At 62.4% G+C, this 18,614-nt stretch carries 20 protein-coding genes; all 20 read right to left on the bottom strand.

Translation table 11 applies throughout. The features are described 5' to 3' along the window. Window positions 1–152: 152 nt before the first annotated feature. The 20 genes from AC1DKH_RS16695 to AC1DKH_RS16600 are packed head-to-tail and all read right to left on the bottom strand — an operon-like array spanning window position 153 to window position 18,365. The gene (locus AC1DKH_RS16695; protein ID WP_477798696.1) at window positions 153–1,379 is read right to left on the bottom strand and encodes a beta-ketoacyl-ACP synthase; all 1,227 of its coding nucleotides are present in this window, start codon (window positions 1,377–1,379) and stop codon (window positions 153–155) included. Continuing rightward, window positions 1,379–2,107 carry a 3-oxoacyl-ACP reductase FabG gene (fabG, locus tag AC1DKH_RS16690; protein WP_477798695.1) on the bottom strand — a complete coding sequence of 243 codons (729 nt, stop codon included), beginning with the start codon at window positions 2,105–2,107 and terminating at the stop codon, window positions 1,379–1,381. Before fabG ends, AC1DKH_RS16695 begins: the two co-directional genes overlap by 1 nt. After that, window positions 2,104–2,565, bottom strand: a complete 462-nt coding sequence (locus tag AC1DKH_RS16685; protein WP_007997352.1) for a hotdog family protein — start codon at window positions 2,563–2,565, stop codon at window positions 2,104–2,106. The genes fabG and AC1DKH_RS16685 overlap by 4 nt, the downstream gene beginning before the upstream one ends. Next, entirely contained in the window at window positions 2,562–3,758 is a 1,197-nt protein-coding gene (locus AC1DKH_RS16680; RefSeq protein ID WP_477798694.1) for a beta-ketoacyl-[acyl-carrier-protein] synthase family protein, read from the bottom strand. The genes AC1DKH_RS16685 and AC1DKH_RS16680 overlap by 4 nt, the downstream gene beginning before the upstream one ends. Then, complete coding sequence (locus tag AC1DKH_RS16675) at window positions 3,755–4,387, bottom strand: hypothetical protein (protein ID WP_477798701.1); 633 nt, start codon at window positions 4,385–4,387, stop codon at window positions 3,755–3,757. Before AC1DKH_RS16675 ends, AC1DKH_RS16680 begins: the two co-directional genes overlap by 4 nt. Next, window positions 4,387–5,112 (bottom strand): class I SAM-dependent methyltransferase, encoded by a 726-nt coding sequence (locus AC1DKH_RS16670; RefSeq protein ID WP_477798693.1) that lies wholly within the window; start codon window positions 5,110–5,112, stop codon window positions 4,387–4,389. The genes AC1DKH_RS16675 and AC1DKH_RS16670 overlap by 1 nt, the downstream gene beginning before the upstream one ends. Further along, window positions 5,109–6,356 (bottom strand): NAD(P)/FAD-dependent oxidoreductase, encoded by a 1,248-nt coding sequence (locus AC1DKH_RS16665; RefSeq protein WP_477798692.1) that lies wholly within the window; start codon window positions 6,354–6,356, stop codon window positions 5,109–5,111. The genes AC1DKH_RS16670 and AC1DKH_RS16665 overlap by 4 nt, the downstream gene beginning before the upstream one ends. Beyond that, window positions 6,343–7,500, bottom strand: a complete 1,158-nt coding sequence (locus AC1DKH_RS16660; RefSeq protein ID WP_477798700.1) for a sodium:proton antiporter — start codon at window positions 7,498–7,500, stop codon at window positions 6,343–6,345. Before AC1DKH_RS16660 ends, AC1DKH_RS16665 begins: the two co-directional genes overlap by 14 nt. Next, a complete protein-coding gene (locus AC1DKH_RS16655) occupies window positions 7,500–9,839 on the bottom strand; it encodes an MMPL family transporter (RefSeq protein WP_477798691.1) in 2,340 nt (779 codons plus the stop codon). Before AC1DKH_RS16655 ends, AC1DKH_RS16660 begins: the two co-directional genes overlap by 1 nt. Next, complete coding sequence (locus AC1DKH_RS16650) at window positions 9,823–10,527, bottom strand: outer membrane lipoprotein carrier protein LolA (RefSeq protein WP_477798690.1); 705 nt, start codon at window positions 10,525–10,527, stop codon at window positions 9,823–9,825. The genes AC1DKH_RS16655 and AC1DKH_RS16650 overlap by 17 nt, the downstream gene beginning before the upstream one ends. Then, window positions 10,524–10,949, bottom strand: coding sequence for an acyl-CoA thioesterase (locus tag AC1DKH_RS16645; protein ID WP_477752143.1), 426 nt, complete (start codon window positions 10,947–10,949; stop codon window positions 10,524–10,526). The genes AC1DKH_RS16650 and AC1DKH_RS16645 overlap by 4 nt, the downstream gene beginning before the upstream one ends. Next, a complete protein-coding gene (locus AC1DKH_RS16640) occupies window positions 10,942–12,486 on the bottom strand; it encodes an HAL/PAL/TAL family ammonia-lyase (protein WP_477798689.1) in 1,545 nt (514 codons plus the stop codon). Before AC1DKH_RS16640 ends, AC1DKH_RS16645 begins: the two co-directional genes overlap by 8 nt. After that, entirely contained in the window at window positions 12,467–13,408 is a 942-nt protein-coding gene (locus AC1DKH_RS16635; protein ID WP_477798688.1) for an LpxL/LpxP family acyltransferase, read from the bottom strand. Before AC1DKH_RS16635 ends, AC1DKH_RS16640 begins: the two co-directional genes overlap by 20 nt. Beyond that, window positions 13,405–14,139 (bottom strand): glycosyltransferase family 2 protein, encoded by a 735-nt coding sequence (locus AC1DKH_RS16630; RefSeq protein WP_477752140.1) that lies wholly within the window; start codon window positions 14,137–14,139, stop codon window positions 13,405–13,407. Before AC1DKH_RS16630 ends, AC1DKH_RS16635 begins: the two co-directional genes overlap by 4 nt. Then, window positions 14,132–15,811, bottom strand: coding sequence for an ApeI family dehydratase (locus AC1DKH_RS16625; protein ID WP_477798687.1), 1,680 nt, complete (start codon window positions 15,809–15,811; stop codon window positions 14,132–14,134). Before AC1DKH_RS16625 ends, AC1DKH_RS16630 begins: the two co-directional genes overlap by 8 nt. Further along, on the bottom strand, window positions 15,808–16,353 hold the full coding sequence (locus AC1DKH_RS16620) for a COG4648 family protein (protein WP_477752138.1): 546 nt from the start codon (window positions 16,351–16,353) through the stop codon (window positions 15,808–15,810). Before AC1DKH_RS16620 ends, AC1DKH_RS16625 begins: the two co-directional genes overlap by 4 nt. Continuing rightward, on the bottom strand, window positions 16,350–16,604 hold the full coding sequence (locus tag AC1DKH_RS16615; protein WP_007992314.1) for an acyl carrier protein: 255 nt from the start codon (window positions 16,602–16,604) through the stop codon (window positions 16,350–16,352). Before AC1DKH_RS16615 ends, AC1DKH_RS16620 begins: the two co-directional genes overlap by 4 nt. Before the next feature lie 9 nt (window positions 16,605–16,613). Then, window positions 16,614–16,874, bottom strand: a complete 261-nt coding sequence (locus AC1DKH_RS16610; protein WP_108216271.1) for a phosphopantetheine-binding protein — start codon at window positions 16,872–16,874, stop codon at window positions 16,614–16,616. Next, window positions 16,855–17,664: a lysophospholipid acyltransferase family protein gene (locus AC1DKH_RS16605; protein WP_477752137.1), complete on the bottom strand. Its 810-nt coding sequence runs from the start codon at window positions 17,662–17,664 to the stop codon at window positions 16,855–16,857. The genes AC1DKH_RS16610 and AC1DKH_RS16605 overlap by 20 nt, the downstream gene beginning before the upstream one ends. Next, window positions 17,640–18,365: a beta-ketoacyl synthase chain length factor gene (locus AC1DKH_RS16600; protein WP_477752136.1), complete on the bottom strand. Its 726-nt coding sequence runs from the start codon at window positions 18,363–18,365 to the stop codon at window positions 17,640–17,642. The genes AC1DKH_RS16605 and AC1DKH_RS16600 overlap by 25 nt, the downstream gene beginning before the upstream one ends. Between the last annotated feature and the right edge of the window lie 249 nt (window positions 18,366–18,614).

The following is an 18,614-nucleotide window of genomic DNA, read 5'->3' as shown; positions in this document are numbered from 1 at the left end:
CAAAGAAACTTTGGGATGGACTCGGTTTGGTCTCGATATTGGATACGGTAAACCGGCTTAATCGCATAATCTGAACCGCCGTATACGGAGCCGTACGTACGGTGGTGTGAGAGGACGGCGGTCGCGAGACCGCCTCCTACTCGATTCTGGCCTTACGACCAGCGCTTGAAAATCAGCGAAGTATTCACCCCGCCAAACGCAAAGTTATTGTTCATCACGTACCGATTACTCATCTGCCGAAACTCGCCGCGCAGGTAGTCGAGCTTGCCGCAATGCGGGTCGACTTCGTCGAGGTTGAAGGTGTGGGCGTACAGGTCGCTGTTCATCATTTCAATGCTGAACCAGGACTCCAGCGCACCGCAGGCGCCGAGGGTGTGGCCGAGGAAGCTTTTCTGCGAGCTGATCGGCATGTGTTCGCCGAACAGGCTGCTGGTGGCCAGGGTTTCGGCGATGTCGCCCTGTTCGGTGGCGGTGCCGTGGCCGTTGACGTAGCCAATGTCCGATGGTTTCAGCCCGGCGTCTTCCAGGGCCAGTTCCATGGCCCGGCGCATAGTGATTTGTTCGGGGCGAGTGGTGTGCTGGCCGTCGGCGTTGCTGCCGAAACCGACGATCTCGGCATGGATGCGCGCTCCACGGGCCAAGGCGTGTTCCAGTTCTTCGAGCACCAGCATGCCGCCGCCCTCACCGATCACCAGGCCGTCGCGTGCGGTGTCGTAAGGGCGCGGGCTGCGTTGTGGGGTGTCGTTTTTCAGGCTGGTGGCGTAGAGCGCGTCGAAGACCATGGCTTCGGTCGGGCACAGCTCCTCGGCGCCGCCGGCGAGCATCAGTGGCAGGCGCCCGAACTTGATCGCCTCGTAGGCATAGCCGATGCCCTGGCTGCCGCTGGTGCAGGCGCTGGAGGTGGGAATCAGGCGACCGGTGAGGCCGAAGAAGATGCTGATATTGGCTGCCGTGGTGTGCGGCATCATGCGCACGTAGGAGTTGGCGTTCAGGCCCTCGGCCACCGAGTTGAGCAGCATGTTGCCGAACGCCTTGATCTCGTCGGTGCTGCCGGTGGAGGAGCCGCAGGCGACGCCCATGCGCCCGTCCTTGATCGACTCGTCGCCCAACAGGCCGGCGTCGGCCAACGCTTGCTCGGCTGCGCCCACGGCAAACCGTGAAACCCGGCCCATGCTGCGCAGTTGCTTGCGGGTCCAATGGCTTGGGACCTTGAAGTCATCGATGGGGCCAGCCAGGCGCGTGTTGAGCTCGGTAAAACGATCCCACTCGTCCATCCGGCGGATGCCGCTGCGGTTGGCCGCGAAGTTGCCGACGATGGTCTCCCAGTCGCTGCCCAGTGAGGTGATGCCGGCCATGCCGGTGACGACGACGCGCTTCATCAGCACAGGCCTCCGTTGACGGCCAGAACCTGCCGGGTGATGTACGAGGCTTCCGCCGACATCAGGAAATTCACCGCGCCGGCCACCTCTTCAGGGGTGCCCATGCGTTGTGCCGGGATCATTTTCATCAGTTCTTCCACCGGCACGTTTTCGTCGAGCATGGCTGTGTCGATCAGGCCGGGTGCGACACAGTTAACGGTGATTTTGCGCTTGCCCAGTTCGATCGCCAATGCCTTGGCCGCACCGATCAGCCCGGCCTTGGAGGCACTGTAGTTGACCTGGCCACGGTTGCCGATCAGTCCCGATACCGAGGTGATGCAGACAATCCGCCCGGCGGCGCGACGACGGATCATCGGCATCATCACGGGGTGCAGCACGTTGTAGAAACCGTCGAGATTGGTGCGCATCACCACATCCCAATCCTCCTCGCTGAGGGCCGGAAAGGCACCGTCGCGGGTCAGGCCGGCATTGAGCACCACGCCGTAATAGGCGCCGTGGGCTTCTACGTCGGCTTCGAGAGTTTCCTTGCAACGGGCGCGGTCGGCCACATCGAACTGCAGGATGCGCGCACGACGGCCCAAGGCCTCGACTTCACCCTTGACGGCTTCGGCGTCGGCCAGGCCGCTGCGGCAATGCAACACGATGTCGTGCCCGGCCTGGGCCAGGCGCAAGGCGATGGCGCGGCCGATGCCACGGCTGGAGCCGGTGACCAGTATGGATTCAGTCATGACTGGACTCCTTCGGGTTCATGGAGATATTGAGCGGCCTGGGGTGGGCGGAACACGTTCAGACGAGCGGTAACGTGGATCCCGGGGGCGTTGATGTGGCACTCGAACACGCCCATGCCGTTATCGTCTTCCAGGGAGCGAATCCCGTGGATGGTCAATTCGGTGCCGGCCGGAAAACTTTCAACGTTGCATTCGAATTTACGGCTGCCGAGCAGGAAGCCCAATTCCACCGCATCACCACGCTGACGCGCATGGCAGCCGGCGAAGGCGGCCACGCTCTGGGCCATCAGTTCGATGCCGACCCAGGCCGGCAGGCTGCCGTCGGGGAGGTTGAACAGGCCATCGGGCTTGACGGTCAGGCGGGTGTGAATCTGCTCTTCATCGAACGCCAGGATCTGATCGATAAGGATCATATCGCCAGCGTGGGGCAGCAGTTCGGCGAGCGGCCAGTCAATCATGGGGCGTCTCCGATAATCAGGCTGACGTTGTTGCCACCGAAGGCAAAGGAATTGCTCATCAGGTAGCGGGGTGCAATGGACGTCAGGCGAGTGGCCGGGGTCACCCATTGCAGCGGTGGCAGTTCGGGGTCGGGCTGCCCGTCCCAGACGTGCGGCGGCAGGGCGTGCGTGCGATTGTCCGGGCTCAGGCTCAACCAGCAGAACGCTGCCTCCAGCGCCCCGGCTGCACCGAGGGTGTGGCCGGTCATGGGTTTGCTCGACGAACAGAGAACGCCAGCCGGGAACAGCGTCGCCACGGCCTGGCTCTCCATGGCGTCGTTGTGCTGGGTGGCGGTGCCGTGCAGGTTCAGATAAGCGATCTGCCCCGGTTGCAGGTTGGCGCGGCCCAAGGCTTTGCGCATCGCTTGCAGGGCGCCACGACCGCTCGGCTCCGGGGCGGAGATGTGATGGGCATCGGAGCTGGCGCCGCTGCCGAGCAAGGCAATCGCTTGGCTGTCGCCTGCACGCCTGGTCATCAGGAACAGCACCGCCGCTTCGCCAATGTTGATGCCATTGCGGTTCACCGAAAACGGATTGCAGCGTTGTTCCGAGACCGCTTCCAGCGCCGAGAAACCGTTGAGGGTCAGTTTGCACAAGGTGTCGACACCGCCACACAGCACCGCGTCGCAAATGCCCAGGTCCAACAGGCGCTGGGCGCTCATCAAGGCTCGGGCGCTGGAAGTGCAGGCCGTGGAAATGACATAGGCCGGCCCGCTCAATTGCAGCCACTCGGCGAGGAAGTTCGCTGGTGCCCCGAGTTCCTGTTGCTGATAGTCGTACTCGGCAGGGAACTGCTTTTCGCGCAGGTAATGCGCCAGGCCCTGGCTGGCCTCGTCGATGCCCGAGGTGCTGGTGCCCAGCACGACACCGATGCGGTCGCGGCCGTAGGTCTGGATCGCGCTGTCGATGTCCGCGCGGATTTGCAGCGTGGCTTCCAGCAACAACTGATTGTTGCGACTGTGATGGCGTGACATGTCGGTTGGAATGCTTGCCAGTTTGCCCTGGACCGCGCCGACCGGCAGCGTGCGTTCAGGCACCCACCCGGTCTGTTCGCGCATGCCGCCGCAGTCGCCGGCAAAGAGCTTGTTGGCCACTTCCTGCTTGTCGCGGCCCAGCGCGCAGACCAATCCGAGGGCATTGAGGTAAGCCGTCATGGCGTTTCACCCGTCAGGGGCGTGACTTGATAGGTCGGACCACTTGGAAACTTCAATTCAAAATTCTGCGGTTGTGCGTAGCGAATGTCCCAGCGCTCGGGCAGGGACCGTTGTCTGCCGTGCTGCCAGGCGTCGGGATAGTTGGCCGCCAGTTCGTCTTTCGGCGTCAGCGCAAACAGCAGCGCCGCGAACAGCTCGCGGGCTCGCGGATTGGGTGGCAAGAAACCATCGGACTCCCAGGTTTTATCGACCAGTTTCTGGCGGGCCTGGGGAATGCCCAGCAGGTCCATCATCGACCAGCGAATACCCGCCTCTTCACGCTGGATCACCAGTATCCAGTCCTGGCGATCGTCGGGCTGTAAGAGCTGGATGTGCAGTTGCAGCGGCAACGGCAGATCCGGATTTTTTTCGGGCAGCGGCGCCCGGCCGGCGCAGGCGCTCAGCAGCAGGGCCGCGGCGATTAACAGAAATCGCATAGCACCGGTTACCCCTGTAGGAGCGACGGTGCGACGATTCGACCTGCTCGCGATGGCGGCTTTATAGTCGACATCCATTTTGACTGACCCACCGCTATCGCGAGCAGGCTCGCTCCCACAGGTTGTGCAGTTCAAGCGACGGGTAATCAACATCACACAGTTCCTTCAAAAGGTTTGCGCGCCACCACATTGACCAGGGTTTCTTCCCGTTGGCCAAAGGGTTTTGGCTTGCACACACCCAATTGTTCGAGCAGGCCGAAGTCTTTGGCGCGACTCCACCACAGGTACGGATAAGACACGTTTTTCTCGGTAAATTCGAAACCCTGCTGGCGAATCATTTGCAGATACTGCGGGGCGCTTTTCTGCACATGCATGGGGTGGCGGAACAACCAGCGGATCACCCAGGTATCAATGTAAGCCTCGGTGGATTCGGCGAACAGCAAATAACCGCCGGGTTTGAGCACGCGATAGAACTCGGCCAGTGCCTGTTCCTGCTCCACCAGATGATGGAAGGTCTGGTGACAGAACAGCAGGTCGATACAGGCGTCCGGCAGGTTGAGGCTGGCGCAGTCACTGCCGATCAACTCCACTGCCATGCCCTGGCGGGCCGCTTCTGCGCGGCTCTGGTCCAGGCTCTGGGGATCAGCATCGACGCCAATCAGACGACCGGGCGCAAAGGCCTGGTGCAGTAGCGGGAATGACTTGCCCTGGCCGCAACCGGCATCCAGCAACACCGGGCTAACCGGTAGCGCTTCGCTGAACAGGTTGCGCAAATCGTCGATCGCCAACCGCAGCACATAGTGTTGCCAGATCCGGCTGCGCAGGAACCACAAACCGAAACGGGTTTCTTCGACGTAGTGGTCGCTCAAGTAGTTCATGACGCATCCATCGCACAGAACTCCGATATCACCTTCAACCGGCGCCTGGCTTCGCTGACGAACGGGTTGCGTCGGTCCCAGGCGTACCCGGCAAGAATGGAGCTGATCATCCCGCGGATTTCCGGCGAACTGCCCTCATGGAAGATCACATCCTGGAAAGTCCCGGCGTACCAGCCTTCGACATAGCAACGGAACGTGTCGACGCCGCGCTTGAGCGGTTCGGCGAACTCGGTTTGCCAGTCGACGGCTTCGCCTTGCAACTGACGGTGCAACACCCCGGCGGCCATGCTTGCCGAACGCATGGCAATAGTCACGCCGGAGGAAAACACCGGGTCGAGGAATTCCGCGGCATTGCCCAGCAGCGCGAAGCCCGGGCCGTGCAGGGTTTTGACGTTGGCCGAGTAACCGCCGATGGTCCGGGCCTCGGTGTCCCACTGCGCATTTTGCAACACGCTGGCCAGGCTTGGCGTCTCGGCGATAAAGCCGCGCAGACACTCGTCCAGATTGTCGCTGCGGCCGGCGAAACGTTCCTCGGCGGCGACCACGCCGACCGAGCAGCGCCCATTGCTGAACGGGATGGTCCAGAACCACACGTCGCGCTGGGACGGATGAGTGGTCACCAGGATCTTGCTGCGGTCGAAGGCCGGGAGGTCGATACGGTCTTCGACGTGAGTGAACACGGCCTGACGCACCGGGAAATTCGACGGTGCCTCGAGGTCGAGCAAGCGCGGCAGCACGCGGCCGTAACCACTGGCATCGAGCAGGAAATCAGCCTCGATGCGGTATTCGCTACCGTCTTCGCGGCGCACGCCGAGCTGCGGTTTTCCGGGCTCAATGTCGACGCTGACGATGGTTTCGCCATAGCGGATCTCCACACCTTGCAGCGTGGCCTGATCGGCCAGCAGCTTATCGAAATCGGCGCGCTGGACCTGAAATGTCGTCGACTTGCCGTGGCTGAACGTCTCGCCGAAATCAAACGCGCTGTAGTGCTCGCCCCAGGCAAACGCGGCACCGGTTTTCAACTGGAAACCCGCCGCGTTGACGGCGTCGAGCATGCCCGCTTCTTCGACGAAATCCAGGCAATGGGCCAACAGGCTTTCACCGATGGAGAACCGTGGGAAATGCTGACGCTCGATCACCAGCACATCGTGGCCCTTGCGCTTGAGCAGCGCGGCGGCGATGGCACCGGATGGACCGGCGCCGATGACCACGACCTGGCGACATTCCATTTCAACGGTTGGCATGGGGGCTCCTTGCCGGGACAGCGGCTTTCAGGGGGATTCGGTGCATGCCGGTCAGGGCAGGCAGCAGTGTAGCGATCAGGCCCATCAGCATCAGGGCAAAGTACAGCGGCGGGCTGATGAGTTGCTGTTGCAGCAGCAGGTTGAGAAAGACGATCTCACTCAAGCCGCGGATGTTCAGCAGCACACTTTCCCGCCAACGGCTGGCGCCCTGGAACGAGGCCCCGGCCCAGCCGAGGCCGAGCCAGTTACCGAGCAGTTTGCTCAGCATCGGCAACAGCAGCAGGGCCAGCAGTTGCCCCCAGCCGAGGCTGTCGATCGCGTTGTGCACGTTGATCTGCACGATGCCGAACGTGAGGATCAGCGGGATGGCGATGTACGTCTGCAACCGGATCATCCACAAGGCCGGCAACGGCAGCACCAGCGGCGCTTTCAGTGCGGCCATGATCAACACATAGCCAATGCCGAAAATCAGCGCATTGAGCTTGAAGTGTTCGGCGAAGACCAGCAGGGCGAAAAAGCTCAGGCTGTAAAGCCATGTCTGGCGCAAGCCGAGCAACCGCAGCAGCACCGGCAGGCACGCGCCGGCCAGCGGCAGCAACAGGCTGCTCAGGTGCAGGCTGCCTTGGGCGATGCCGAACAGGGTCCAGCAGGCGAGGTCGATGAGGATCGCGGTTTGCACCAGTCGCCGGGTGGCGGCGGGTGGGTAATCGATGTGCCGCAGGTACAGGTACAACACCGGAATCGCGGTGATGGCGAACAACAGGCCGACGGCCAGCGAACTGATCCACGGTTGCGCCGGCAACAACCAGACCGCCGTGGCCAGGCCGCAGGCAAACGGAAGGCAAAAGCTGGGCAGGGCGATTTTCAGGCTCTGGCGATCCAGTTGCAGGTCGATCACATCGCTGAGGATGTAGCCCAGCAACAGGGCAAAGCTCAGGCTGTAGAGGTTCTTCAGCCAGCCCGGCGACACCAGCAGCGCACCGCTCAATTGCCATTGGGGCTCGATCCAGAAATACATCAACAGTGGCAAGCCGAGGGTCGCCAGCAACAACTGGCTGACGATGGGAATCAGGCCGAAATGCCGGCCGACACGGGTCGCCACCGCGAACAACGCCAGCGCCATCGCCCAGAACAGCACGACCATCACGCTGCCCGCTCCACGGCCGTGGGCTCATGCACCTGTTGACCGGCCCACGGCGCGAGCAGGAAGCTGAAGATCAGGCCCAGGCTCACCGACAGTCCGAAGTTGCTCACCGCCGGGGTACTCGATACCGCCAGCAGGCCGAACGACAGCCAGGTGGTCAACGCCGCCAGCAGGGTGCCGAGCAGGCTCACGGCCGCGCCACCGACCTGTTCGCGCATCAGGATCGCGTAATCGACGCTGATCGCCGTTACCAGCAACAGCCCGAACAGACTGAACAGGGTCAACGGCTGCCCGAGCCAGCCGAGGCTGGCCAGGCTGCACAGCGCTGCCAGCAGTGGCAGGGACACGATGCGCAACGCGCCGCCGAGGCCGAAGGGCAGGATCAGCACCAGCACGATCAGCACGCAGGAGGCGAGTTTCAGTTCCGCGGCACTGATTTGGGTGGCCGCGAACACATTGTTCAATTCACCCAGTCGATCCACCAGTGTCACGCCGGGTAAATCCTCACCCTGGAGCCGCAGCAAGGCGGGGTTGTTGATGCCTTGCAGGCTGACCATCGCCGCCACGCCGTCATCGGTCGGCCCCAGCCACAGGGCCCGGTAGGGTTCTGCCAACGGGCCGGCCAGCGCGGCGTCGATGTCCTCGACAGGCAATGCCTGTAACTTCGTTAGCTCGGCTTGCAGCGCCTCAGCCGGTATGCCGATGTCGAGCAACGGTTGCCAGAACGACGGCAGTTTGCTCAATGCTGCGCGCACCTGTTGCTGTTCGTTCGGCGGGCTGACCAGTTGATTGAGCGACAGATAGCCCTGGAGCTTTTCCAGGCCAATCAATTGATCCAGTCGCTCTCTCAGGGCGGTTTGGCGTTCGAGCAACTGCTGCTGATTGGCGGCGCGTATCAGGAAGAACTGGCTGGTGGGTTGATAGCCGGTGATCCGGGCAATGGTCCGGGCTTCGTCGGTCAATTGTTGCGGCGCGCTGATCCACTGGCGGATGTCGTTTTTGCTGCCGAGCTGTAACAGTCCGCCCACGCAAAAGGCAATCAGCAGCGCCAGCAAGACGGGTGTTTTCGCCTGTTTGAGCAGCGCTTCACGACAGTCCAGCAAAAGCTCGCAAACACGCAATGGCCACTGCGCCGGGCGCAGGTCTACGCCCTTGAGTAATGCCGGCAGCAGGCACACCGCGGACAGATAGGCGCCGAGCAAGCCGGCGGCAGAGAATGCGGCAATCTGGGTCAGCGCCGGGAAGGGGGTCCAGGCCAGGGCCAGATAGCCGATACCGCTGGTGATCAGGCTCAGGGTCAATCCGGGCAAGGTCATGCGCAGGGCAGGCCAGCTGTGCCAGGGTTTCAGGCTCCAACTCTTGGACAGGTAATGCAGCGGATAATCGACGGCAACACCGATCAGGCTCGAGCCCAGCACCAGCGTCATCACGTGCATATGGCCGAACAACGCCACGCAGGCCACCGCTCCGAAGAGCATGCCGACCACCACCGGCACGAACGCCAGCAAGACGCGCCAGCGCCGGAAGGCCAACAACAGCAACAGCAGAATCCCGACGGTGGCACCGCCCCCGACCCAGGTCATCTCCCGGGCAGCCTGCTGTTGCCCGTTGGCTGCGTACAACAAGCCGCTGGCGGCGAGCAGTTGCACGTCGTGCCGGGCGGCTTCTTCGCGACTGTGCTCGAGCAGGTCGGCTACTTGCAGCGGCAGGTTCATGTCGAAGGCGTTGCCGGTGGTGCGCGCGCGCAGCAGCACCCAGCTCTTGCCATCGGCATCAGCGACCAGGGCGCCGCTGCCGATGTCCAGTTGCACCGAACCGCGTTGCGGCTGGCTGTTCTGGATGCGCCCGGTCAGGCCCAGCCAGTCGTCCTGGCTCGGCACCAGGCTGTAACCGTTGAACGGGTCGAACAACGCCTGCACCCGTTGCTGGATAAAGGTGTCGGGGTGCTCGATCAGCAGTTGTCGGTCCGCCGCCTGGAGCATCGCCAGGCGACCTTGCAGCAACTGCGTGCGCAGTGCCGGCAAGTCGGCTTGCAGGGTCCACTGGACCTTTTCGAATATTCCGCTGGCCTGCCATTGCTCGCCGAGGGTCTGCGCCATGGCGACGGCCTGCAGGCGATCGGTGTGGCCGACCAGCACCAGCATTTCACGGTTCAGCGGTTCCTGCATGCGTTGTTCGGCGCGCAGTTCCAGGGCATCGGGCGCCGTGCCGGGCGCCAGATCCATCAGGTTGGCCGACAGCGGCGCGGCGCCACGCCATTGCCAACCGGCGAGCGCCAGTACGGCCAGCAGCAGGATCAGGAACAGCCGTGGCAACCACCGTTCACTCGGCAAAGTCATGTTGCTCCGCGTCGCTCAAGGGTTGGGCGCTGGTGCTGTCCTGCATGCGCAACAACGTACTGTCGCCCTGGGTTTCGAGCAGTTCGATGCTGTGGACCAGTTCTGCGCCGGCAATGTTGATCTGGTTGAACACCTGCTTGAGCAGCATTGAGCGCGGCACCAGCGTGAGCTTCCAGTTCTGTGCATCGCCGCTCAGGGACAATTCGAAATCCCGTTGCAGGCCGCTGCTGTCACCTTGCAGCACGGCCAGGAACAAACGGTTCTGCTCGGCACCGGCGCTTTTGCCCGGCAGCATTTGCCAAACAATGCCGTCACGCCGGGCAATGCCTTTGGCGGTGATGCGATAGTCCTGTTGCAGTGGCGTTTTCAGCAACCACAACAAGCCGTGGTTTTTTGCCAGGACGAACGTGCCCTTGCTGACCAGCGGCTGGGGCAGGGCGCGCAGGTGTTTTTCCTGGATGAAGTTGCCGTGGATCACCTCGGGCCGGGCCAGTTGATCGCTGAGTTGTTGCAGGTCGAAGGCATGGGCTAGTCCAGGAATGCCCAGTAGCACGCAGAACACTGTAGGAGCGAGCTTGCTCGCGAAAAACCTGAGGGCGCCGCGGACTGTCAGGTGCCCGGTGTCATCGTTAACGACCATCGCGAGCAAGCTCGCTCCTACAGGGACGCGGGAGGGGTAGAAAATCATCGCAGAGCTCTCTCTACGGCGTCGGTGAACACTGTCGGCGAGGCCAGTTGCATCTCGCGGCTGGCGAGGTCGACGGCGACTTGTACCGACATGGCCCGGGTCAAACGTTCGCCGGTTTGCAGGTCGCTGATCAGGTAGTTGATCTTCAAGCGGTTCTCCCACTCCACCAGGTTGGCGCGCACGTTGAGTGTCTGGCCGAACACCGCACCGCGCACGTAGCGCAATTGCAGGTCGATCACCGGCCACGCGTAGCCTGACTCGTTCATCGCCGTGTAGTTGTGTCCGATCTTGTCCAGCAGCGCACAGCGGGCGACTTCCAGGTATTTGACGTAATGGCCGTGCCAGACCACGTGCATGCTGTCGACGTCAAAGAACGGTACGACGATTTCCGTGTCGGTGTAGAGAAATCCCTTGCTACGCATGCAGCCTCCAGTGTTGTTCGGCGATGCGTAGCAGGCACAGGCGCAATTCGCCTTCCAGCGCGCGGTCTTCGATGACCGGTGGGAAGTCCTTGGCCAAGGCTTCATGCATGGCGGCCAATGCGGGTGGCAGTGGTCGTGCATCTTCAGCCTGACCGCGCAGCCAGACACCCTGATTGGCCGCCAGCAGCGTGGCGGCCGCCACCTGTTCAGTGAGCTCCAGCACGCGGATCGCATCCCTGGCGGCAATGGTGCCCATGCTGACTTTGTCCTGGTTGTGGCATTCGGTGGAGCGCGAAAAGACACTGGCCGGCATGGTGTTTTTCAGCGCTTCGGCGGTCCAGGCACTGGTGCCGATCTGCACCGCCTTGAAACCATGGTTGAGCATGGCGCGGTCAGCCGTGGCGCCGGACAGGTTGCTCGGCAAGCCATGGTTATAGCGCTCGTCCACCAGCAGCGCGAGTTGCCGGTCCAGCAGGTCGGCGACGTTGGCCACGAGGTTTTTCAGGCTGTCCATGGCGAACGCGATGTGGCCGCCGTAGAAGTGCCCACCGTGCAGCACACGCTCAGCCTCAGCGTCGATGATCGGGTTGTCGTTGGCGCTGTTGAGCTCGATCTCGATGAACGAACGCAGCCAGTTCAGGCTGTCGGCCAGTACGCCCAGCACGTGGGGTGCGCAGCGCAGGGAATAACGGTCTTGCAGGCGATGCAAGGGCGCGGTCGGTGCGTCGATGGCCAGATCCTGGCGCAACCACGCGGCGACCTGCATCTGCCCCGGGTGTGGCTTGGCGGCGAACAGGCGCTCGTCGAAGTGCTCCGGGTTACCCTGCAGGGCGACCACGTTCAGCGCGGTGATGCGCGTGGCCAGTTGCAGCAGGTAATCGGCGCGGGCGTACGCCAGGCAGGCCAGGCCGGTCATCACCGCGGTACCGTTCATCAACGCCAGGGCTTCTTTCGGACGCAACACCAGTGGTTGCCAGCCGAGTTCGCGGTGGACATCGGCGGCCTGCCGGCGCTCGCCGCGGAACATCACTTCGCGTTCGCCGGACAGCGTGGCGGCAACGTACGAAAGCGGCGTCAGATCACCACTGGCGCCCACCGAACCTTCTTCCGGAATCAGCGGCAGGATGTCGTGTTCAAGGAACGCCTGCAGGCGCTCCAGCAACTCCACGCGCACCCCGGACACACCGTGGCACAACGACTGCAAACGCGCCGCCAGTACCGCGCGAGTGGCCTGGGCGTCGAGCAGTTTGCCCAGGCCGCAGCCGTGGAAGGTGTACAGATGACGGGGCAGCGCCTCGACGTGATGCAGTGGCACCGCGACCACGCAGGAATCGCCGTAACCGGTGGTCACACCGTAGATCACGCCTTCCTTGTCCAGCAGAGAGTCCAGAAAACGCGCGCCCTTGGCGATGCGCTCGCGGTAGGCGGGATCGCTTTGCAACTGCGTCGGCACCTTGCGGTTGGCCAGTGCCAGCACATCTTCAATGCGCAAAGGGCGTTCGCCGAAGGTTACCGGCTCAAGCGTTGGCGTCGTCATCGGTCTTCCAGAAAGGGTAAAAGTTGAACCATTGTTGGGGCGCTTCGAGGCAATAGTGACCCAAGCGTTCGGCGTAGCGGGAGGCCCACTGATGAATGACCTGTTCGCGGTCGCTGCGTTTCCAGGTGATTGCCTCAGCGAACGGCTCAATGCTCAGTCGATAATCGCCGTCGGGCTTTTTCAGGCACAGCAGCAGGTTGACCGGGCATTTCAGCAAACCGGCCAGCAGCCACGAGCCCTGGGGGAACCTGGCCGGATGACCGAGGAAGTCCACGGTCACGCTGCGTCCGCCATGCAGCGGCACGCGGTCGCCGGCAATCGCCAGCCACTCGCCACGCTCCAGGCGCTCGCTCAGTTGCAGCATGATCCCGGGGTCGAGCTCGCTGACCTGGATCAGGCGCAAATTGGTCGCCCCGGCTTCGCCCAGCAAACGGTTGAACTGTTCGGCGTGCTTGGTGTGCACCAGCACGTTCATCGTGACCTTTTCACCGATTTCCGCCAGTGCGCGGCAGACTTCCAGATTGCCCAGGTGGGCGCCCACCAGCATCTGCCCGCGGGCACCGCGCAACTGATCGCGCAGCAGCGCCGGGTCGATGATTTCGATTTGTTCGATGCTCAGCTTGCCGTTCCAGACGTCGAGTTTGTCGAGCATGGAATCGGCGAAGGCAATGAACTGGCCAAACACCCGCCAATGGCTCGGGCGTAGCTCGCTGCGTCCGCTCCAGTCGGCCAGGCGTTGTTGATATTGCCAGGCACTTTTGCGTGCGCTGCGACCGAACAGGAAAAAATACAAGACGATGCCGTACAACACGGGGCTCAGTACCCGACGGCCCAGCACTTTGGCGCCGAAGGCGGTGAGCTTCATCAGCCAGAAACTGCCCCGTTCTTCGCGGTCGGCCCAGTGTTGTTTGTCTGCGCTCATGCCCGCCACCGTCGCCAGAGGATCACTGGCGCCCGCAGCAACATGCCAAAGAACAGCCGCGTGTGCATGCTGGAAATCAGCACGTTGTCGTGGAACATCCGAAAATGCGAAACGCCGTCCAGCGGGTAATGGACTTTGGTTTGCAGCCATTGCATCGGCAGATTGCGCCAAGCCAGGCGCACCAGGATGTCCGAGTCGAAGTCCATGCGCTTGCCGATTTTCGCTGACTCGATCAACGCCAGAACCGGTGGCAATGGGTAGACCCGGAAACCGCACATGGAGTCGCGAATCTGCAACGACAGGGTGTTGATCCAGACCATGACGTGGGTCAGGTAGCGCGCATATAAACGGCCTTTCGGCACGCTGGCGTCATATAGCGGATAACCGCAAATCACCGCCTGTGGGTAGCGGCGTGATTGTTCGATGAAGCGTTTGACGTCCTGCAAGTCGTGCTGACCATCGGCATCCACCTGCAAGGCATGGCTGAAACCCAGGCGCGAAGCTTCGCGCAAGCCGGTCATGACCGCGCCACCCTTGCCCTGGTTTTCGGCGAGGCGGATCAGGTAAACCATTTCACGCTGGGCCAGGCGATCCAGCACCCGGGCGCAGCGCGGGCTGCTGGCATCGTCCACCAGAATGCACGGCAGATGGCTGGCGATCAGGGCATCGACCACCGTGGTGATTGCGTCTTCGTGGTTGTACACCGGGATGATGGCGCAGGGGCTATGCATGCGCCACCTCCAGCAAGATCCGCCCGCTTGAGCAAGTGGCGGTTTCGTTGCGATAGGCGAAGTACAGTTTGCCGCGTACCGGGTCAAAGCGCAGGTGCAGCTGGATCTCATCGCCCGGGCGCACCAGTTGCTGGAACTTCAAGACTTCCATGCCGGCGAATTTTTTCGGCAGGTTCATCAATTGCTGGCCCAGGCTCAGCGCCCAGTCCACCTGCACCACGCCAGGCAATACCGGCGCCGTGGGGAAATGACCGCTGAAATAGGCCAGGTCCGGTGGCACGGCCAGTTGCAGGCTCCACTCGCCATGGCTTTCGACTTGCTCCAGCACCTCAGGCGCTTTGGGGCGCGGTGCCAACAGCAAGGCATTGACGTCGGCCTGGGGCAGTTTGCCCTGGGTGTTCATCGGCAGTTGTCGCAGCAGGCGCCAGCGTCTTGGCAAGGCCAGGGCTTCGCAGTGTTGGCTCAGGTGCTGGCGCAGTTGCTCGGTGAGACTGCGTCGACCCTGATTGCGCAGCACATGCAAACCGGCCTCGCTCAGCACCAGCAACGCTCCCAGGGAGGCACGGTTTTCCTGAATGACACCGAGCCGCGCTTCGACGACCCATTCATGGGCTGTCAGCGCCTGTTCCAGCATTGGCAGCGAGATGCGTTTTTCTTCCAGTTTGACGATCCGGTCCAGTCGCCCGAGCAATTCGAAGCGCCCATCGACGGCGATGCGCGCCGAATCGGCAGTCTGTTCGACATGACCGCCAGGCAAGTAGGGCGAAGCGATCAACAGCGCGCCATCACTGTCTTGAGTCAGCGTGACTTCGGCAAAGGGCCGCCAGAGTTCAGCGCCCTGACGCCAGGCGATTCCGCCGGTTTCCGAACTGCCGAAAATTTCCGTTGGCCATTGCCCCAGACGTTCGTGAAGGCTCTGTGCGGCCTCGACCGGCAATGCACCGCCGGAGGAAAAAACCCGGCGCACTGAGCTCAAGGCAGGCCAGTCGAGGTTGTCGCCCATGCGCTTGAGCAACGCCGGGCTGGCCACCCAGGCGAAGGCCGGGTACTCGCGGCTGGCGCGTTGCAGGTCTTCCGGAAAGGCCAGCTGCCGACGTACGAACGGGCGCCCGGCGCACAGCGGCCACAGCACCCGAAACAGCAGACCGTAGATGTGCTGGGTGGCGACGCTGCCAATGATGCACGCCGGGCCCAGGTCGGCGCCCCACAGCTGTTCCAGGGCTTCGACTTCATTGGCCAGTTGGCGCAGGTTTTTTTCGATGCGCTTGGGTTCGCCACTGGAGCCCGACGTGCACAGGCTGAGTTTGCATTGATCGAGATCCAGCGCGGCGGCACTGAGCGGCGGCTGTTGGAAATCGCCAAGGTGCGCATCGCCGGGCTGATCGGTCAGCCACAGATCGACATCATCTGACCAACGTTGGCGAGTCTGTGGTTGCAGGTCAGGCGGCAGCAACACACTGACCCCGGCACGCCAGGCGCCAAGCAACGCGATCGCCAGATCGGCGGCATCCTCGAGGTGCACGGCCATCTGCCGGACACCCCGGGCTTGCAGGCCGGCGGCCAGGCGCAGCGCCTGTTCGCACAGTTGGGCGTGATCCAGTGCCGGAGCGGTCGCTACGGCGCGCTCCGGCGGAGCCTTGAGCAGCAGGTGCTCAAGTTTTATCCAATTCATGGGCGGCCTCGTACCCTTAGTCTTATCAGCCATTCAATGGCAAACATCAGGCCTATCAATCCGTAGGAAATCAGGCCGGTGTACAGCGTCCACCAGCTCAGCGGCGCCCAGAGGGTCAGGGCGGCGGCGCACACACCGTTGCAGAGAAAAAAAACGCTCCAGGCGATGGTTACCTGACGGGTATAGCGAATGCCCTCGGCCGGCAATTGCGGCTCGCGTACCCGGGCCAGGCGTTCAACGATCGGTGGGCCGAATGTCAGGCTCGATCCGAACAGCGCCAACATGAAGGCGCTGATCAACACCGGATACCAACGCAACAGCGCCGGGCTGTCGAACAGTGCCAGCAACAGGCAGAACACAATGGCCACCGTGGCCATCCACAGGCTGCCAGGCCGACGTTTGCCGGTCAGTGCCCGGGCCAGCCACAGTCCGCCCAGCAGCAGACCGAACTGCCACGGGGCGAAATGCTCCATGCCGAAATACACCGCAAAGGGATACAAAAGGCCTGCCAGCAGCAGGCCGAGGCCAATCAGTCGATTCATGCGGCCGGTTGAACCAGACGGTAGACCGCCTCGACCACGTCACTGACGGTACGCACCGATTTGAATTCTTCGGCGGCGATTTTCTTGCCGGTCTGACGTTTGATGTGATCAATCAGGTCGACCGCATCGATGCTGTCGATTTCCAGGTCCTGATACAGGTTGGATTCCAGACTCACACGCTCAGGGTCCAGTTCGAAAAGCTCGACCAGGGCATCGCGCAGGGTGTTGAAAATGTCGTCACGAGTTTGCATGGTCCGGTCTCAAGCTGCCTGTTTTGCGGTGACGAACGCCGCAAGGCTCGCCACGTTACTGAAGTGATTACGTGTGTCCTTGGCATCGGCGTCGATCTTGATGCCGTACTTTTTCTGGATGGCCAGGCCCAGTTCCAGTGCGTCCACCGAGTCCAGGCCCAGGCCTTCGCCGAACAGCGTCTGTTCGTTGCCGATGTCGTCGGCACTGATGTCTTCCAGGCCAAGGGCGTCGATGATAAGCATTTTGATATCACGGTGCAGATCGCTCATCTTCGGCGAGCTCCTTAATAAAGTAAGAATGTAGATAATCGTTGAGCTTGCGCGAGGCTTGCGGAGCCGGCCCCTGCGTGGCGAAAGTCTGTGGATCTATATCGGCACCGACCCGGAAACTGAAGTGCACGCGCCGCTTGGGGATGCGATACCAGGGCTCGGCCTTGGTCAATGTGGTCGGGTTGACCTTGATAATGACCGGGGTGAGGATTTTCGCACCCCGCAGGGCGATTGCCGCGGCGCCCCGATGAAAGGCCGGCGCCTGGCCGGGTTGGGTGCGCGTACCTTCCGGGAAAATGATCAGGGTCTGGCCGTCTTTCAGCGCGTCGGCAGCGGCGTCGAGCATGTCCATGCTGCCGTCGTTGCTGATGTATTCGGTGCAGCGCAGCGGTCCGCGGGTGAAAGGGTTTTCCCAGAGGCTTTGCTTGACCACGCAGTTGGCATGACGCACCAGGCCGATCAGAAACACCACGTCGATCAGCGACGGGTGATTGGCAATGATCATTTGCCCGGGGCGACCGAGTTTTTCCGCGCCTTCAATGGTGTAGGTCAGTACGCCGGTGCGGGCCATGAAACGCACGAAAATCCAGAAACAGCGGCTGACCGTTTGCCGGGCCCGCAGCCGATGGGTCCGGGCGTCGCCCGGCAGGCAGTTCAGCACAGGGAAAATCACCAAGCGCAGGCACAGCCCGCCCAGCCCGAACAGGGCAAAGCTCGCGGCGGTGGCCAGCAAACGCCAGTAATAGGCGTCGCGGTTTTTCTCGGTCACGGGTTGCGTTGCCAGGTCCATACACGATTTTTCCAGGCATGTTGGCAGGTGGTTTGCTGGCCGAGCAGCATACGCAACAGATTCAGCGCGTGTGGCCAGCGGGATTTGGACAACACATCCGAGGGGCTGTTCAGGGACAACTGCCAGTCGGTACCGGGAGTGATCAGCAGGCCGACGGCATAAGGGAACGGCACGTCGTCGATCCAGGTTGAGTAAGCCTCGGGCGGCTGCTCTTCGGTGACCACCAGCAGTACCGCGCGAGCGCCTTCAGCCAGCAGCGCGGCAGCTTCCAGCATGCCGTGTTCCAGGCCATCGCCTGCGGCGGCCAGGGCCGTCATTTCACTGGTTTCACCGCGCATGATCGACCACAAGCCAATGATCGCGTTATGCACCGACAAGCTGAACCGGGTCGGCGACAGCGGCTGATCGGCGGCCAGATCACTGAGAATGTCGACGGTGCGGGGCGTTTCGCCGTGACGGGAAACAAAGACCAATGGCAGATCCTGCCGACCTTCGGCCAATGGCCAGCCGACACTGAAGGCCATCCGCGCCAGGCGGCTGAGCCGGCGGCGCTGCATGGCCGGCAGAAAAGAAACGTCGGGAGCGGCATCGCTGTCCGGCAGCACGGCCGGTTGTCGGCTCCAGGCCTGCCAATCGCTCACGCTTTCAAGCCCTGGGGCCCAGGCGCGCCATTGGGCGATGTTGAAGTTGATCACAGACATTCATCCCACCCTCACGGGCTTACTTGACGCGGGGGAGTGGCCGAGGGCCGAGACTTACCCTGCGTGGCGTTTGGCGCCGAGTGGCGCGCATTATCCCGGTGCCGGGAACGTGTAGCAAATGCTGGTTACATTTTGCTCAATAAGATGAAGCGGCTGACTCGAAAAAATTGAACGATTGGTAATTATTCACAAGGTTTTTTGCTCCGTCTGTCGGTTCTGGCGTCGAATCGCCGAACCGTTCAGGGCTTT

It is taken from the genome of Pseudomonas sp. 05L36 (genome assembly GCF_056398125.1).
This window is presented reverse-complemented; position numbering and strand designations above follow the sequence as displayed.

What these genes read in the sequence shown, in the direction of transcription:
- AC1DKH_RS16695 (WP_477798696.1), bottom strand. Translation starts at nt 1,379, where the DNA reads ATGAAGCGCGTCGTCGTCACCGGCATGGCCGGCATCACCTCACTGGGC.
- fabG (WP_477798695.1), bottom strand. Translation starts at nt 2,107, where the DNA reads ATGACTGAATCCATACTGGTCACCGGCTCCAGCCGTGGCATCGGCCGC.
- AC1DKH_RS16685 (WP_007997352.1), bottom strand. Translation starts at nt 2,565, where the DNA reads ATGATTGACTGGCCGCTCGCCGAACTGCTGCCCCACGCTGGCGATATG.
- AC1DKH_RS16680 (WP_477798694.1), bottom strand. Translation starts at nt 3,758, where the DNA reads ATGACGGCTTACCTCAATGCCCTCGGATTGGTCTGCGCGCTGGGCCGC.
- AC1DKH_RS16675 (WP_477798701.1), bottom strand. Translation starts at nt 4,387, where the DNA reads ATGTTGATTACCCGTCGCTTGAACTGCACAACCTGTGGGAGCGAGCCT.
- AC1DKH_RS16670 (WP_477798693.1), bottom strand. Translation starts at nt 5,112, where the DNA reads ATGAACTACTTGAGCGACCACTACGTCGAAGAAACCCGTTTCGGTTTG.
- AC1DKH_RS16665 (WP_477798692.1), bottom strand. Translation starts at nt 6,356, where the DNA reads ATGCCAACCGTTGAAATGGAATGTCGCCAGGTCGTGGTCATCGGCGCC.
- AC1DKH_RS16660 (WP_477798700.1), bottom strand. Translation starts at nt 7,500, where the DNA reads ATGGTCGTGCTGTTCTGGGCGATGGCGCTGGCGTTGTTCGCGGTGGCG.
- AC1DKH_RS16655 (WP_477798691.1), bottom strand. Translation starts at nt 9,839, where the DNA reads ATGACTTTGCCGAGTGAACGGTGGTTGCCACGGCTGTTCCTGATCCTG.
- AC1DKH_RS16650 (WP_477798690.1), bottom strand. Translation starts at nt 10,527, where the DNA reads ATGATTTTCTACCCCTCCCGCGTCCCTGTAGGAGCGAGCTTGCTCGCG.
- AC1DKH_RS16645 (WP_477752143.1), bottom strand. Translation starts at nt 10,949, where the DNA reads ATGCGTAGCAAGGGATTTCTCTACACCGACACGGAAATCGTCGTACCG.
- AC1DKH_RS16640 (WP_477798689.1), bottom strand. Translation starts at nt 12,486, where the DNA reads ATGACGACGCCAACGCTTGAGCCGGTAACCTTCGGCGAACGCCCTTTG.
- AC1DKH_RS16635 (WP_477798688.1), bottom strand. Translation starts at nt 13,408, where the DNA reads ATGAGCGCAGACAAACAACACTGGGCCGACCGCGAAGAACGGGGCAGT.
- AC1DKH_RS16630 (WP_477752140.1), bottom strand. Translation starts at nt 14,139, where the DNA reads ATGCATAGCCCCTGCGCCATCATCCCGGTGTACAACCACGAAGACGCA.
- AC1DKH_RS16625 (WP_477798687.1), bottom strand. Translation starts at nt 15,811, where the DNA reads ATGAATTGGATAAAACTTGAGCACCTGCTGCTCAAGGCTCCGCCGGAG.
- AC1DKH_RS16620 (WP_477752138.1), bottom strand. Translation starts at nt 16,353, where the DNA reads ATGAATCGACTGATTGGCCTCGGCCTGCTGCTGGCAGGCCTTTTGTAT.
- AC1DKH_RS16615 (WP_007992314.1), bottom strand. Translation starts at nt 16,604, where the DNA reads ATGCAAACTCGTGACGACATTTTCAACACCCTGCGCGATGCCCTGGTC.
- AC1DKH_RS16610 (WP_108216271.1), bottom strand. Translation starts at nt 16,874, where the DNA reads ATGAGCGATCTGCACCGTGATATCAAAATGCTTATCATCGACGCCCTT.
- AC1DKH_RS16605 (WP_477752137.1), bottom strand. Translation starts at nt 17,664, where the DNA reads ATGGACCTGGCAACGCAACCCGTGACCGAGAAAAACCGCGACGCCTAT.
- AC1DKH_RS16600 (WP_477752136.1), bottom strand. Translation starts at nt 18,365, where the DNA reads ATGTCTGTGATCAACTTCAACATCGCCCAATGGCGCGCCTGGGCCCCA.